The organism is Isoptericola sp. NPDC057191, from assembly GCF_042670225.1.
In the GTDB taxonomy this organism is placed as follows: Bacteria; Actinomycetota; Actinomycetes; order Actinomycetales; family Cellulomonadaceae; genus Isoptericola.
This window is the reverse complement of record NZ_JBHUWC010000022.1, coordinates 18,626-33,987: the sequence shown is the minus strand read 5'-3', so window position 1 is coordinate 33,987 and position 15,362 is coordinate 18,626. Positions and strand designations below refer to the sequence as shown.

The 15,362-nt window shown below is 75.5% G+C and carries 10 protein-coding genes; 8 read left to right on the top strand and 2 right to left on the bottom strand.

Going from position 1 to position 15,362, the window contains the following annotated elements; genetic code table 11:
• Both ACFT55_RS05575 and ACFT55_RS05570 read right to left on the bottom strand, forming a co-directional pair.
• The coding region (locus ACFT55_RS05575) for a DNA-binding response regulator (protein WP_380242399.1) at positions 1–1,161 on the bottom strand (1,161 nt) is incomplete at its 3' end.
• Positions 1,162–1,200: 39 nt separating this feature from the next.
• Positions 1,201–1,863 (bottom strand): histidine phosphatase family protein, encoded by a 663-nt coding sequence (locus tag ACFT55_RS05570; protein ID WP_380242397.1) that lies wholly within the window; start codon positions 1,861–1,863, stop codon positions 1,201–1,203.
• 36 nt (positions 1,864–1,899) lie between these two features.
• Between ACFT55_RS05570 and ACFT55_RS05565 the strand changes: the two genes are divergently transcribed.
• The 8 genes from ACFT55_RS05565 to ACFT55_RS05530 all read left to right on the top strand — a co-directional run bounded on the left by ACFT55_RS05565 (position 1,900) and on the right by ACFT55_RS05530 (position 15,300).
• Entirely contained in the window at positions 1,900–2,445 is a 546-nt protein-coding gene (locus ACFT55_RS05565; protein ID WP_380242395.1) for a GrpB family protein, read from the top strand.
• Positions 2,446–2,516: 71 nt separating this feature from the next.
• Positions 2,517–3,197 (top strand): RNA polymerase sigma factor, encoded by a 681-nt coding sequence (locus ACFT55_RS05560; RefSeq protein ID WP_380242393.1) that lies wholly within the window; start codon positions 2,517–2,519, stop codon positions 3,195–3,197.
• A complete protein-coding gene (locus ACFT55_RS05555; protein ID WP_380242391.1) occupies positions 3,194–4,174 on the top strand; it encodes a hypothetical protein in 981 nt (326 codons plus the stop codon). Before ACFT55_RS05560 ends, ACFT55_RS05555 begins: the two co-directional genes overlap by 4 nt.
• A gap of 139 nt (positions 4,175–4,313) precedes the next feature.
• On the top strand, positions 4,314–4,913 hold the full coding sequence (locus ACFT55_RS05550) for an RNA polymerase sigma factor (protein WP_380242389.1): 600 nt from the start codon (positions 4,314–4,316) through the stop codon (positions 4,911–4,913).
• On the top strand, positions 4,910–6,280 hold the full coding sequence (locus ACFT55_RS05545; protein ID WP_380242387.1) for a hypothetical protein: 1,371 nt from the start codon (positions 4,910–4,912) through the stop codon (positions 6,278–6,280). The genes ACFT55_RS05550 and ACFT55_RS05545 overlap by 4 nt, the downstream gene beginning before the upstream one ends.
• Before the next feature lie 97 nt (positions 6,281–6,377).
• Positions 6,378–8,921 (top strand): S8 family serine peptidase, encoded by a 2,544-nt coding sequence (locus ACFT55_RS05540; protein ID WP_380242385.1) that lies wholly within the window; start codon positions 6,378–6,380, stop codon positions 8,919–8,921.
• Positions 8,922–8,923: 2 nt separating this feature from the next.
• Positions 8,924–11,833: an FG-GAP repeat domain-containing protein gene (locus tag ACFT55_RS05535; protein WP_380242382.1), complete on the top strand. Its 2,910-nt coding sequence runs from the start codon at positions 8,924–8,926 to the stop codon at positions 11,831–11,833.
• Positions 11,834–11,928: 95 nt separating this feature from the next.
• The gene (locus tag ACFT55_RS05530; RefSeq protein WP_380242380.1) at positions 11,929–15,300 is read left to right on the top strand and encodes an ATP-binding protein; all 3,372 of its coding nucleotides are present in this window, start codon (positions 11,929–11,931) and stop codon (positions 15,298–15,300) included.
• Positions 15,301–15,362: the final 62 nt, after the last annotated feature.

The following is a 15,362-nucleotide window of genomic DNA, read 5'->3' as shown; positions in this document are numbered from 1 at the left end:
GGCCAGGGCGGCCAGCTCGGCCGACGCCGCCCTCGCCCGAGCGCCGTCGCCGGCCGCGAGCGCCACCTCCACCTGCGCCGGCAGGAGGCGGCCACGCAGGAAGTCCCCGGCCGCCTCCGCCGACGCCCGGGCGAGCGCGGCGGTCGCGTCGGACGCGCGCCCCTGGGCGGCGCGCAGCAGGGCGAGCCCGGGCTGCGGGTCGAGGCCGGCGGCAGCCGCCGCTCGGTAGGCCTCTTCGGCGGCGCGCGTCTCCCCCCGGACGCGGTGGAGCTCCCCGCGCTGATAGTGGGCCATCCCGCGGGCGGGGTCGCGGCGTCCGGGGTCCCGCGCGCACCGGTCCAGGACGGCGGTCACCTCGTCCGTCGCGGCGGCCCACTGTCCCCGCAGCTGCAGCACCTCGGAACGGTGGACCGCGCACTGCCCCCGGTAGTGGACGATGCCGGGCTGGCCCGCGCACCACCGGGACAGGGCCTCCGTCCACTCGGCGCTACGACCCAGGTCGAGGCAGCCGCGACAGACCAGGATGGCGGCGCAGTAGACCTGCCCGACGGCCTGCGGCCCCGCCGTCCCGGTCGTCGCGAGGACCATCACCTCGTCGAGCTCCGCCATGCCCTCGGCGGTGCGTCCCAGCGCGAGGAGCGCCTGCCCGTGGCCGTTGCGGGCCAGCAGCTCCAGGTCCGGGTCGGCGTGCTCGCGCGCGACGGCGACCGCGTCCGCGAGCAGGTCACGGCTCTGCGTGTCCTGCCCCTCGGCCAGGGCACGCATGCCCAGGTTCAGCCGCTCGTACCCGTGCCACACGGTGGCGGCGAAGCCCGCGTCGCCGACGATGCTCCGGGGGCGCTCGAACCATCCTCGGGCCCGGGCGTGCTCGCCCCGCATCAGCAGGGTCAGGGCCAGCCAGAACGCCACGCGAGACGCCCCGTCCCGGTCGTCAGCGGCGAGGAACGCGTGGTGCGCCCGCTCCCGCGCGGCGTCGGACTGCCGGTCGTCCCCCGCGAGCAGGGCCGCCAGGCCCCAGCCCTCCAGGTCGGCCGCGGACAGCGGCTCGCCGTCCTCGTCCGCCCGGGCGAACGCGGCGCGCGCGACCTCCCAGGTCCGCGCCGCGCACGCGGCCCGCGCCTGCGCCACAGGGCCCGGTGCCCGGGGTCCGTCTCCCGTCACCTCCCGATCGTCCCACCGGCACCACGAGGGAGCCCTGCGTCAGTCGTCGACCGGCTCGCCGGTGGGGTCGTTCGCGACGACGGCGTCGAGGCGCTCGCCGCCGACGGGCTCGCGCACCCAGTCGACCAGGCGCCAGCCCGACGCGGGATCGCCCTCGACCTCGATGAGGCCGGTGTTGGCGAGCGGCGTGTGCTCCACCTCGTCGACGTCGAGCCCGCGGACGCGGGCGCTCGACCACGAGCGGATGGCGGCGCCGTGCGACACGGCGAGGACGACGTCGTGGTCGTGGTCGGCCAGGGCGGCGACGGCGTCGTCGAACCGGGCGAGGAACGCGTCGCCGTCGGGCCCGCCGGGCATGCGCCGGGAGCGGTCGCCGCGGGACCAGGCGAACACCGTCTCCAGGTAGGTGTGGTGGTCGGCGAGGTCGGCGGACATCTCGAGCGCGCCCGCCTCGATCTCCCGCAGCCCGTCGAGGACGGTGGGGCGCAAGGTGCGGTCGTCCGCCAGCGGCTGCGCCGTGAGGGTGGTGCGCAGGAGGGACGAGACGGCCAGCGCGTCGATCCGGCGGCCCTCCAGCGCGCGCGGCACGGCCGCGGCCTGCGCCTCGCCCAGGGGCGTGAGGCGAGGTCCGGGCGCACCGGTGTCGAGCAGCCCGGCCACGTTGGAGGGCGTCTGTCCGTGTCGCAGGAGGAGGAGGCGCATGTCCCTAGCCTGCGCCATCGCTGCGACGATGTCCGCGTGCCGATCACCGTCGTCCCCTCCTCCCCCACCTGGCCCGCACGGTTCGAGGGCGTCGCCCGTGCGCTGCGCGCGGCGCTCGACGGCGTCCCGGGCGCCGTCGTCGAGCACGTCGGGTCGACGTCGGTCCCCGGCCTGCCGGCGAAGCCGATCCTCGACGTCGACGTGATCGTGCCTGCGGCCGACGTGCCCGCCGCGGTGCGGGCGCTCGAGGCGGTGGGCTACACGCACCGCGGCGACCTGGGCCTCGCCGGCCGGGAGGCGATGGACGCGCCCGACGACGACCCCGCACGGCACGTCTACGTCTGCGCCCGGGGGACGCTGCACGTGCGCAACCATCTCGCCGTCCGCGACGTGCTGCGCCGCCGGGACGACCTGCGCGACGAGTACGGCGCCGTGAAGCTCGCGCTCGCCGCGGACCCGACGATGGAGATCGAGCGGTACCTCGCCGGGAAGTCGGCGGTGCTGCAGAAGGTGCTCGCCGAGTCCGACCTGACGCCCGACGAGCTGCGGCAGGTGCTGCGCGCCAACGACACGTCCGCGTAAGGCTGCAACGCTCGGCCGGTTGCCGGACATGCCACGGTTGTCACCGTCCCCCGGTCGAGAGGACCTCAACGATGCCAGCCCTCGAACCACCTGCCGCCCCGCCCTCACCACCCGTCACGGACGGGCACGAGGCGCGGTTCACCGCGCTCTTCGAGGCGACCCACCGCCCGCTGCTCGCGTACGCGGTGCGGCGCGTGGCCGACCCGGCCGACGCCGCCGACGTCGTCGCCGAAGCCTTCCTCATCGCGTGGCGGCGTATCGAGGAGGTCCCCGTCGGACCCGACGCGCGGCCGTGGATGTTCGGCGTGGCGAGGCGCGTCCTCGCCAACCTGCACCGCGGCGAGCGCCGTCGCCTCGCGCTCGCCGACCGCCTGCGCGCCGAGGTGGCCGAGACGTTCCCGGGACCGGACGCGCCAGGGTCCGACGTCGAGCGCGCCCTGGGACGCCTCGGCGAGCAGGACCAGGAGCTGCTGCGCCTGGTCGCCTGGGAGCAGCTCGCCCGCGACGAGATCGCCCTCGTCCTGGGGATCACGCGGGCCAGCGTCCGCGTCCGGCTGCACCGCGCCCGCCGGCGGCTCGCCGACCAGCTGGCGGCGCTCGCCACCGCCGACGACGGTCCGCCCGCCCCCGTCCCCGCCCTGGCCACCGTCGCACCGGCGCCGCCCGCGGCGGCGGTGCGGGGACAGCAGCACGGCAACGGACAGCGGGAGAGGTGGGGCGCCGCGCGCCCCGAGATCGAGGAGGCGTCATGACCGACGTGATGAAGCAGCTGCGAGACGCCGACCCGGCACGCCCCGGTCGCCTCGACGCCGTGGACGAGGCGGTCTTCGCCGCGCTGCGGGACGACATCGCCACGACCAGCACCCGCAGCACGGCCGACCTCGCCGAGGCCCCCGCCCCGACGACGAGCCGACGCCGCCGGGTCGGGCGCCGTGGTGCGGTCGCGATCGGCCTGGCCGCCGTCCTCACCGGTGGTGGCGTCGCGTACGCCGCGGTCCACCTGTTCCAGGGGGCCACGGGCGAAGGCCTGACCTGCGTGCGCACCTGGAACGCCGACACGGCCGCAGGGCAGCACGTCGACGCCGCCGGGTCCTGGCGCACCGGCGACCCCTACGCGGACTGCACCACCCTGCTCGCCGAGCAGGGGCTGCCGCCCATCGACGACCCCGTCGCCTTCGCGTGGGACGGCCAGACCGTGGTCGCCCCCGCCGACCAGGTGCCCGACGGCGTCGAACGGCTGGAAGGCTCGCAGGCCCTCGGCACCGGCGTGGTCGAGCTGCGACGCACCGTCGAGGACGTTGTCGACGGCGGCAGGGGCGAGTGCCGCACGGTCGCCGAGGGCGCCGCCTGGGCCCAGGGTGAGGTCGACCGGCTCGGCCTGCAGGACTGGACGGTGGTCGAGCAGCCCGGGACGGAAGGGCTGCCGTGCTCCGACTACGTGGTCGACGTCCAGGACCGGCAGCTGACCGTCAGCGCCTCGGAGGACCCCTACCAGCGGCTCTCCACACCCGAGATGGACGCGATGACGGCCGCCCTCCGGGAGCGGATCGTGGACCGGTGCGTCTCTCTCGACAAGGCCCGCGCCGTCGTCGACGACGTGTTCGCCCCCGTCGACTTCGAGTTCCCGACGACGGACGTCGTGGACGAGTCGGCCGGGTGCGCCCGGGTGGACGTCCTCCTGGGCGGCACCATCGACGTCACCGTGTACGGGCCGAGCACGGCCCGCTGACCGGCTCACGCAGCACCCACCGCACGGGCGCCCCTGCCGGCTCGGCGCAGCCGGCAGGGGCGCCCGCACGTCGGCGCGCGGCACGCACCGCGTCCGCAGCTCCCGTGTAAGTCACGGCGGGCCCCGGACACTACGTGGTGTGAGCACCCCCGACGACGCGGCCGACGCCCGCGAACGCCTGTCCGCGCTGTGGAGCGCGCACGCCGTCCGCGTCCAGGCGTACCTGTGGCGCCACACCGACCCGGACACCGCGCAGGACCTGCTGTCCGAGACCTTCCTCGTGGCATGGCGGCGTCTGGACGACGTCCCCGCCCCCGCGCTGCCGTGGCTGCTGGTCGTCGCGCGCAACCTCGTGCGCAACGCGCACCGAGCCGCGCGACGACGCCGCACCCTCGACGACGAGCTCGCCTCGCTCGCCGCCTCCGCGCCGCTGGCCGAAGCCGCCCCGGAGGCGCTCGCCGTCGAGCGCGACGCCCTGCTCGGAGCACTGGCACGCCTCAGCGCACGGGAGCGGGAGGCCATCCTCCTCGTCGCCTGGGACGGGCTGGCGCCTCCCGACGCCGCCGACGTCGCCGGGTGCAGCACCGCCACGTTCCACGTCCGCCTGCACCGCGCCCGACGACGGCTGGCCTCGCTCTCCGCCGCCACCGACAGCGGCGACGCCCTGCCCACCGCTCGGTCGACCGCCCGGACTGGCGACCCCACCCGCTCCCCCGCGTCCTCGAGGAGGTCGGCATGAACCCCGCAGACCTGGACGAGCGCCTCGCCCGCATCGCCCCCACGACGTCACCCGACCCGGACCGGCTCGACGCCGCCCGCGCCGCGCTCGACGCCGTGGTGGACGCGCTGGTCGACGGCGCCCCCTCTCCGCGCAGCCGCCGTGTCGGTGGTGCGCACGTGCTCGACCTCGACGAAGCCCGCGTCGGCCTCGGCGACGACGTCGTGCTCCCGGAGCCCGACGACGAGGTCGTCGTCCCGCTCACCCGGGGCAGGACCGCCCGCGAGCGCCGTCGGCGTCGCGTGCAGCTCGGTGCCGCGGCCGCCGGCGTCGTCGGCGTGGTCGCCGTCGGCCTGGCCCTGTCGCCGTGGCAGCCGGACCTCGGCCCCGCCGGGCTGTCGGGCCCACCGTCCGCGTGTGCGAGCCGGCTCACGACCGCTGCGCACCAGACCGAGGACGTCTTCGCGTCGCCGACCTGGCGCGAGCTCGCTCATGAGTCGCACGCCGACGGGACGCGGCTGGCGCTCCTGCGGTCCGACGACGCCGGGCTCACCGGCTTCTGCGCGGAGGACGGGCGTGCCGTCAGCTCGGCGGCGTCGACCACGCTCTGGGCCGACGACCACCCTGCGGAGCCGGGCCCGGACGAGGTGGTGCCCGCTGGGGTCCGCGACGACGACGACTGGTACGTCGCATGGGGCTCTGCCGGCGAGGACGTCCGCGACGTCCGGCTGAACGCGGAGTGGGCCGACGGCCGGTCCGGGACGCAGGGGTTGGTCGTCGAGGCGCGGACCTTGCGCGACGACGAGTGGGTCGTCTTCCTCCGCAGGGAGGAGCTGCCTGTGGGCGCGACCGTCTCCCTCCTGTGGCGTGCATCGGACGGCTCCGAGCGGTCGACGCCGTTGGAGGGTGCCTGGCCCGCCGACCCGGACACCGTGACGCCGCCCGCCGAGGCGCGTCGGGACGCCTGCGCCGGCGGGCGCAGCAGCACCGGCGTCGAACCGGTGATCGAGGAGCGGCACGGCGACGCGGGGCTCACCCTCTTGGCCCGCGACCACCAGCGGTTCGTCGTCTGCCAGCAGGACGCCGAGCCTCCGTACGAGCCGTTCCACACCGTCAGCGCGACGACCGACGACCTGCCGTCGTCGGACGAGGCGACGCCCGTGGTCGGTGGCGGCTCGGCGGACGCCCGCGTGCTCGTGGGCCTGGCGGGCGACGACGTCGCACGCGTCCAGCTCTGGGCCGCGGGTGGTACGGAGATCGACGCCACGGTGTCCGACGGGTACTGGACGGTGTGGGCCCACGGCCTGACCGAGCAGCAGTGGAGCGACGCGCGGGTCGTCTGGTTCCTCGCGGACGGGTCGCGGCAGGAGACCGCCGCGAACCCCTGACCTGCGTCGTCGGGCGCCACGTGGGCCGGTAATGCCTCAGTAACGGCCTCTTCATAGCGTGCAGGCACCCTGCACCTGCCCTCGAGGAGCGCACCTGATGCCCCAGCCCCGACCGCCCCGGCGCCGACGCGCCACCTGGGCGGCGGCCACGCTCACCGCGGCCGCCCTGCTCACCAGCCCCCTGCTCACCGGCCCTGCCGTGGCCGCCCCGACCGCGGACCCCGGCAGCTCCAAGGTCGACAGCGCGCTCGCGAGCGCCGTGAAGGGTGGCAAGGACGCCACCTTCTTCGTCGTCCTGAAGGACCAGGCCGACCTCTCCTCCGCACGCTCCAAGCGCGCCCACGCGGCACGCGCCGAGGCGGCCTACACCGCGCTGAAGCGGCACGCCGCGTCCAGCCAGCGCTCGCTCACCGCCTATCTGGACGCGCACAAGGTGGGCCACGAGGACTTCTGGATCGCGAACACGGTCGAGGTCACGGGCGACGCCGACCTCGTCACCTCCTTGGCGAAGCGGCCCGACGTCGCGTCCGTCATCAAGGCGAAGACGTACGAGCTCGACGCGACCGAGGCCACCCCCGCCGGGGAGGTCACGACGACCGTCGACGACGCGACCCCGCAGTGGGGCGTCGCGGACATCAACGCCGACGACGTGTGGACCCAGTACGAGGACCGCGGCGAGGGCATCGTCATCGCCAACGTCGACTCGGGCGTCCAGTACGACCACCCCGACCTGGTGGCGCAGTACCGCGGCAACAACGGCGACGGCACGTTCACGCACGACTACAACTGGTACAACCCGACCGGTGAGTGCGAGGACAGCACCGTCCCCTGCGACAACAACGGCCACGGCACCCACACGATGGGCACGATGGTCGGCAAGAACGGCATCGGCGTCGCGCCGAACGCCACCTGGATCGCCGCCAAGGGCTGCGAGACGCGGTCCTGCTCGGACGAGTCGCTCCTCAAGGCGGGCCAGTGGATCCTGGCGCCCACCGACAGCGAGGGGCGCAACCCGCGCCCGGACCTCGCGCCGAACATCGTGAACAACTCCTGGGGCGGCGGCCAGACCGCGTTCTACCAGGACACCATCACGGCCTGGAACGCCGCGGGCATCTTCGAGGCGTTCGCCGCCGGCAACTCCGGCGACGGCCGCACCTGCTCCACCACGGAGGCGCCGGGAGCCCAGGCACCGGCCTACGGCGTGGGCGCGTACGACGCGGACGGCGTGATCGCCGGCTTCTCCGGCTTCGGGCCGTCGCCCGTCGACGGGTCCGCGAAGCCGAACATCTCCGCCCCGGGCGTGAACGTCCTCTCCACGTGGCCCGGCTCGTCGTACGTGGCCGAGGACGGCACGTCGATGGCGACGCCGCACGTCGCGGGCGCCGTCGCGCTGCTGTGGTCGGCCGCGCCGTCCCTCATCGGTGACATCGACGGCACGCGCGCGCTGCTGAACCAGGGCGCCCGCGATGTCGACGACACCCACTGCGGCGGCACCGCCGACGCGAACAACGTGTGGGGCGACGGCAAGCTCGACATCCTCGCGTCGGTCGGCCTCGCGCCGCACACGGCCGGCACGCTCACCGGCACGGTGACCGACGCCGCCACGGGTGCGGCCCTGCGCGGCGTCACCGTCACGGCGACCAACACCACGGTCGGCGCGCGCGCCGTCCTCACCGGCAACAACGGCTCCTACCGCCTCCACCTGGCGCCGGGCACCTATGACCTCACGCTGAGCGGTTACGGCTACGCCCCGCAGACCATCACCGGTGTCGAGATCGCCGACGGCACGGACGTGACCCGCGACGCCGCCCTCGTGACCACCGCGAGCCACCCGGTCACCGGCACCGTGCTGGACGTGACCGGTACGCCGCTGGCGGGAGCCACCGTCGAGCTCGTGGGCACCCCGCTCGCGCCACTCACCACGGGTGCGGACGGCACGTTCACCGTCCCGGCCGTGGCCGAGGGCGACTACACCCTGTCGGTCCAGCCTGCCGACCCGGTCCTGTGCAACGGCGACTCCCGCACCGACCTGACGGTCGACGGCGTCGAGACGCGCGTCGTCCGGCTCCCGGCGAAGAGCGACGCGTCCGGCAACAGCTGCACGCCCGCCGACTACTCCTGGGTCAAGGGCCAGAACACCGTCGCGCTGAGCGGGGACGAGGACGCCGCGCCGATCTCGCTGCCCTTCTGGGTCACCCTGTACGGGGTCGACTACAGCTCCGCGTCGGTCACCACCAACGGGCTCGTGAACTTCCTCCAGCCGCGGCTCGGCGACTACGCCAACACGGCACTTCCGGAGGCCTTCGCCCCCAACGGCATCGTCGCCCCATTCTGGGACGACCTGACCCTGGACAAGCGGTCGAGCGTGCAAACCGCCACCAAGGGCAAGGCCGGCGCCCGCACCTTCGCCGTGGTGTGGAACAACGCGGTGGTCGCATCCGGCGGCGCCCGCGTGACCTTCGAGGTGCTCTTCGACGAGGCCTCCGGGGACGTCACGTTCCAGTACAAGTCGGTTCCGGACGGCGGCGCCTCCGCGACCGTCGGCATCGAGAACCAGGCCGGCTCGGACGCCCTCCAGTACTCGTTCGACGAGCGCGTCCTCACGGACGGCTCGGCGATCCGCTTCTCCCAGGGAGACTGACCATGAGGACCACTCACTCCAGGCAGGCCGCCAGGCTCGCCTCCACCCTGGTCGCGGCGGGGCTCGTCCTGTCCGCGGCCCCCCAGGCCCTGGCGGCCGACGACGGCGCGATGACGCTGACCGACGCCCAGGCCGACCGCCTCGCGCAGGACATGGGTTCCGACGTGTACGGCGGCGTGCAGGACGACGTCGCGGACGACGTCGAGGACGCCGGCACGACCGGAACGACCGACGGCACGAGCGGCACGAGCGGCACGACCGGCGGCACGACCCCCGTGACGTTCACCCAGCGGTCTGCCCGGGAGGGCGTCCGCGGTCTGGGCGTGACGATCCCCGCGTCCGGCCGGCAGTACTTCAGCGTGCACGGCCTCGGCAACGTCGAGCTGCACGACGCCGACGGCTCCACCGTCTGGGAGCGCGGCAACACCTCGCTGCGCGCCGACTGGAAGGTCACGCCCGCGCGTCCGTGGGAGCGGGAGATGTACCCCGCGCGGGTCGTCATGGGGTACGACGCCGTCTCGCCGTTCTCGACGGGCTCGGACGACGGCTACACCACCGGTGACCTCACCGGCGACGGGACCGCAGACCTCGTCTTCTCCGCCAGCCTCGGCATCGAGCCGCCCGTGGGCGCACGCTTCCCCGGAACGAACCTGAACGCAGGGACCGAGGTCACCGTCCTGGACGGGAAGACGGGCGCGACGGTCTGGTCGAAGGCATACGCGTTCGCCTCCACGGTCAAGGTGGTCGGCGACACGCTGCTCGTCGCGGACACGCCGAGCGCCAACGGCTGGGCCCCCGATGGCTCGACCGCAACGCTCACCGGCACGCGGTTCACCGTCGCGGACGGCGCGCTCACGCCGTCGGAGACGTGGACCTTCGACCCCGCGGTGACCGGCGAGGTCGGCTGGGGCGACCTCACCGACCTCGGCGACGGCACCGTCGCGACGTCGTGGAACCTCCGCAAGTCGGACACCGCGGCGGGCCAGGGCCACACCATGGTCCTGGACGTGGCGGACGGTTCCGTCGTCTGGCAGCAGGAGAGCGACCTGTACAGCCGCCAGCTCCACCTCGACCCTGCCCGGGGCCGCGTGGTGGCCCTGGAGCAGGCCGACACGCGCGACGCCGTGCGGTACCAGGTCGTGTCGTACGGCCTGACGGACGGCGAGCGCACCGTCCTCAACACCCGCGTCAACGCTCTGCCCACGGCCATGACGATCGGTGATGCCGCCTCCGGTGACGGTGCGGAGTACATCGTGGCCGAGTCGACCCTCGACGCGGTCCGCTACATCAACGCGAGCACGATCCGGGTGCTGGACGGCGACGACGGATCCACCGCCAAGTGGACCGTCACCACCAAGCGGGACGCCGCCAACGGCGCGGACGGGCCCAGTGTCTGGAGCCTCGACGTGGCTGGCGGCCTGCTCGTCGCGTCGTCGCAGGACGACAAGGACATCAACGAGGCCGACAACGTCGCCGGACTGCGGTACGGCACGCTCAGCGCCTACACCAGCGCCGGCCGCCTGAAGTGGCGTGCGGACGGCACCGACGCGTCCCCGCGGTTCCAGCAGGTCGACACCTCGGGCAAGGCCGCGGTCGTGCGCGTCGTCGACCAGGGGCAGAACATCCGCACCTACAAGCTGGGCAACGGCAGGGCCACGGACCTGACCCCGCTCCAGGGCGACCTCAACGCCGGCACCACCGTCGACCTCGACGGTGACGGGAAGGACGACGTCGTCGCCGGCGGCTCCTCGCACGGCGTGTGGGCCTGGAAGGGCACCTCGCTGGTCAAGGGCACCCCGAAGGAGCTGTGGCGGGCCACTGTGCCGGGCGAGATCCACCGCGTGGAGCACGGCGACGTGAACGGCGACGGACGACCCGAGGTGGTCGTCGCCGCCGACACCGCGACCGTGGTGCTCGACGGTGCCACCGGCAACGTCCTGACGACGATCGACGGGGCCGGGCAGTACGTGCGCACCGTCACCGTCGCGGACGTGAACGGCGACGGCAAGGACGAGGTCGTCGTCCCGACGGACGCCGTGCGGGCCTACGACGCCCGCGGCCGGGTCCTGTGGACCTACGCCGCGCCCACCGAGCGCACGGACGTGGTGTTCGGTGACGTCCAGGTGGACCGCGGCACGGTGTACGCCCAGTACACGACCGAGGACGCGCTCTGGGACGACGCCCCGTCGGTCGGCGGTACCGCGCTCGACGGCACCACCGGCGAGCCGCGCTGGCACGTGACCCCGGACGCCCCCGCCCAGGCCATGGACGGGAAGATCCACGGCGCGGTCCTCGACCACGGTGTCTTCGCCTCGCCGAAGATCGCCTTCGCGGACGGGAACGCGGTCGTCTACACCTGGATCATCATGGCTGACCCGAGCGTGACGGGCGCGGAGGCCGCCAGCACCGCCACCGTGGTCGTCGAGATCCGCGACGGCCGCACCGGCGAGCTGCTGCAGCAGGACATCAGCGGCAGCCCGTGGTCGCACGGCAACTTCTTCATCGACGGCAAGAACGACCCCCTCTATCTGCTGAGCTTCGGCTCCTTCAGCGGCTACCCCGGTGACGGCACCGTCACACACGGATCCGTGACGGCGCCCGCACGCACCGCGCAGTTCGTGACCGGCCCCGCCGGCCGTCGGCTGGTCCTCACCGGTCTCGAGGGCGGGGTCGCCGCGTACGACCCGTCGCAGCTGGACAACGTGGTGCCGTTCCAGCCCAGCATCGGGATCACCGGTCCCATGGGCGCACGCACCTTCCTCGCCGACGACCTGGACGGCGACGGGGTGGACGACGTGGTCTCGCTGAACTACGACCACCTCGGCGTCAACCGGATGGCGGCACAGCTGGGCGGCGGCGTCCTGTCGCTGGACGGCGGCATCCACCAGCTGACGACGTTCACGCTCTCCTGAGCAGCCGATGGTGACGGCCGACTGAGCGTCGGCTGCCGAGGACCCCTCGACCTCCGGTCGAGGGGTCTTCGGCGTGCGCGCCTAGGATCTGCGGCATGACCGTGCGGCACGCCAGGGAGGAGCCTGCCGCCGTCGTGCCACCCGTCCCGCTGCTGCGGCTGCACCTGCTGGGCGGGTTCCGCGTCACCCGCGACGGCGGGCCGCCGCTGCCGGAGCGGTGGCCCCGGCCCAGCGCCCGCACCCTCGTCAAGCTGCTCGCCGTCGCGGGCGACCACCGCCTGCACCGCGAGGAGGCGATGGACGTCTGCTGGCCCGACGCGGACGGGCAGGCGCAGGTCGGCAGCCTGCGGGTGGCGCTGCACGCGGCACGGCGTGCCCTCGAGCCCGAGCTCGCGCCCCGGGCGGCGTCGTCGTACCTGGTGTCCGCAGGGACGATGCTGCTGCTCGACCCGCAGACCGTGTGGATCGACGCCGACCACGCGGAGACGACGGCGCGCGCCGCGCTCGCGTCGGGCGACCGGGCTGACCTCGCCGCGGCGCTGGACCTGTTCACCGGCGAGCTGCTGCCCGAGGACCGGTACGCCACGTGGGCGCAGGCTCGCCGCGAGCGGCTCGTCGCGCTGCGCGAGCAGGTGCAGCTGGCTCTGGCGGGCGCGCACCTCGCGGCGGGCGACGTCACGCGTGCGATGGACGCCGCGGAGCGCGTGCTCGCGGACAACCCCGCGGAGGAGCTGGCCCACCGGGTGCTCATCGAGGCGTTCCTGCGCCAGGGGCTGCGGCGGCGCGCCGTGTACCAGTACCACGCGTGCCGCGAGGCGCTCGACGCCGAGCTCGGGGTCCGGCCCGGCCCGGAGACGGAGCGCCTGCACCGCCTCGCGCTCGACGCCTCCCCGGGCGGCGCGCCCATCGGCGCCGCCCTGCCCGCGCCGCTGCGCGCTCCCGCCGCGTCGCCGCTGCGCGGGCGGGAGACGGAGCTCGAGCGGCTCCTGGCGGACGGCGGGCCGCCCGTGCGGCTCCTGTCGGGCGAGGCGGGGGTGGGCAAGACGCGGCTCGTCGCGGAGGTCGCGCGCCGGTCCGCCGACGACGGCGCGGCGGTGCTGTGGGGCGGCGGGCACGACGCCGAGGGGCACACGCCGTACGGGGCGTTCGCGGAGGCGCTCGACGGCTGGCTGGCCGAGCAGAGCGCCGGGTCCCGCGCGCGTGTGGGGGCCGAGCACCCGGAGCTGGCCGCGTTCCTGCCCTCGCTCGGCCGCGCGGACGGCGGGGGTCGCAGCCCCGAGGAGGAGCGCGACCGGCTGTTCCGTGGCACCGCGGCGCTGCTCGGCGACCTCGCCGCGGCGCGCCCCGTCGTCGTCGTGCTGGACGACCTGCACGCCGCCGACACCGGGTCGTTCCAGCTGCTCGGCCATCTCGCGCGGCTGGCTGCGCGGGCCGGTGCGCCGCTGCGGTTCCTCGTCACGCTGCGGTGGGAGGAGCTGCCCGAGGGCGACCCCCGCCGCGTCGGGCTGACGTCCCTGGTGCGCGCCGGCCTCGCCGGCACCGAGGAGGTCGGGCGCCTCGACCGCGACGCGTGCCTCGCCGTCGCGGCGGACGCCGCGGGGGCGACGGCGGAACGGCTGGGGCGGGTGTGGGACCTGTCCCTCGGCAACCCGCTGTTCGCCGCCGAGCTCGCCCGCGGTCTCGCCGACCCCGCCGCTGCCGCGGACGCCACCGACAGCGCTGACGGCGACGCGGCGGTGGCCCCGCTCGGCGTGCGGCAGCTGGTCGACGAGCGGCTCGGACGGCTCGACGCCGACGCCCGCCGCGTGGTCGAGGCGCTCTCGGCGGCAGGTGGCGACGCCGCGCTCACCGAGCTGCTCGACGTCGCCGCGTCCGGCCTGAACCCGCCGCTCACGGGCGCCGCGGCCGCCGACGCGGTCGAGCGGGCGCTGGCGGCGTCCCTCGTCGAGGAGCGGGCCGTCGTCGTCGACGGGCACGCCGAGCCGGGCCTCGCGTTCCGCCACCCCCTGGTGCGCCTCACCTGCTACGACCGGCTCAGCGCCGTCCGACGCCGCCGTCTGCACGCGGCGTTCGCGCAGACCGTGCTGCGCCGCCGGCCCGAGGCCGTGGACGTGCTCGCCTCGCACTTCGCCCGCACCGACGACCCGCGGGCGGCCGAGTACCTGCGCCGGGCCGCCGAGCGCGCCGCAGCCCTGTACGCCAACGACACCGCCGACCGCTACTACCGCGACCTGGTCGCGCGCCTCGACGTCGACGCCGCCCGCGCCCGCCTGGACCACGGCCAGGTGCTGCGCCGGATGGGGCGGTTCGACGAGGCGGCCGCCGTGCTGCGGAGCGCCCTCGCGGAGTTCGCGCGGCGGGACGACCACGACGACACCGCGCTCGCCGGCGCGCGGCTGGCGGAGATGCTCCTGCGCACGGGTGAGCACGAGGAGGGGGCGGCCGTGCTGCACCGGCACCCCGCCGGTCCGGACGCCTCGCCCGCCACGGTGGCCGCGCACCACCTGGCCTGGGGTTCGCTGCACGGCGCGCAGGGCCGGCACGAGGCGGCGTACGAGGCGGCGTGCCGCGCCCTGGAGGCCGCGCGACGCGTCCCCGGTCCCGCGGGGCAGGGGCTGCTCGCGCGCGCGTGCGCGCAGCAGGCGTCGAACCTCGGACAGGCGGGGCGGCTCGCCGAGGCCAGGGAGGCGGGCGACCGGGCGCTCGCGCCCGCGGAGGCGTTCGGCGACCCGACGCTGCTCGGCACGGTCCTGTCGACGCTGCGCGAGAACGCCCGGCGCAGCGGCAGGCTGCAGGACGCCGTGGAGCTCAGCCGGCGGGCCCTCGACCTCGTGGCGCAGTCCGGTGACCCCGTCTCCGCGGCGTTCGAGCGTGCCAACCTTGCCGAGCTGTACCTGCACCGGGAGGACGTCGACACCGCGACCGCCCTGGCCGAGGAGGCCGTGGCCGGGGCGGAGCTGGACGGCGCGTGGGGACTGCCCTATGCGCTCGCGGCCCTGGCGCGGGTGCGGTCGGTCACCGGAGCCGACGACGCCGCGGTCCTCCTGCTCGACCGTGCCGACGAGTCCGCCGCCCGCATCGACGACGAGAAGGCCCGCCGCGAGGTGAGCACCGCCCGGGCGGAGGTGGCGCTGCGGGCGGGGCGCCCCGAGGACGCCCGGGACGCCCTCGGTGCGGAGGCGGCCGCCTCCCCCGTGCTCGCGGCGTGGTGCGCGCTGGGTACCGGCGACGCGGCGGGCGCCGTCGAGCTCGCCGCGGCCGAGGCGCGCCGGGCGCAGCAGGCGGGCGAGCGTCTCACGGAGGTGGACGCGCAGGTCGCGCACGCCGTCGCCCTGCACCGCACCGGTCACGCGGACCGCGCGTGGTCGGTCCTCGCCCAGGCCGCAGCCCTGGCGCAGGACCTGCCCTACCCGGCGGGCGCGACGGCGGCCGCGCAGGCCCGGGAGGCCTTGCGCGCCGCTCGGTAGCCTGGCGCGATGCCCGACCCCGGCACGTACGTCCGGGGACGACCGCGAGGGCCGCGGAGGAA

Bases quoted from the DNA above. Each gene is read 5' to 3' on its own strand.
- ACFT55_RS05570 (WP_380242397.1), bottom strand. From the start codon at position 1,863: ATGCGCCTCCTCCTCCTGCGACACGGACAGACGCCCTCCAACGTGGCC.
- ACFT55_RS05560 (WP_380242393.1), top strand. From the start codon at position 2,517: ATGCCAGCCCTCGAACCACCTGCCGCCCCGCCCTCACCACCCGTCACG.
- ACFT55_RS05555 (WP_380242391.1), top strand. From the start codon at position 3,194: ATGACCGACGTGATGAAGCAGCTGCGAGACGCCGACCCGGCACGCCCC.
- ACFT55_RS05545 (WP_380242387.1), top strand. From the start codon at position 4,910: ATGAACCCCGCAGACCTGGACGAGCGCCTCGCCCGCATCGCCCCCACG.
- ACFT55_RS05540 (WP_380242385.1), top strand. From the start codon at position 6,378: ATGCCCCAGCCCCGACCGCCCCGGCGCCGACGCGCCACCTGGGCGGCG.
- ACFT55_RS05535 (WP_380242382.1), top strand. From the start codon at position 8,924: ATGAGGACCACTCACTCCAGGCAGGCCGCCAGGCTCGCCTCCACCCTG.
- ACFT55_RS05530 (WP_380242380.1), top strand. From the start codon at position 11,929: ATGACCGTGCGGCACGCCAGGGAGGAGCCTGCCGCCGTCGTGCCACCC.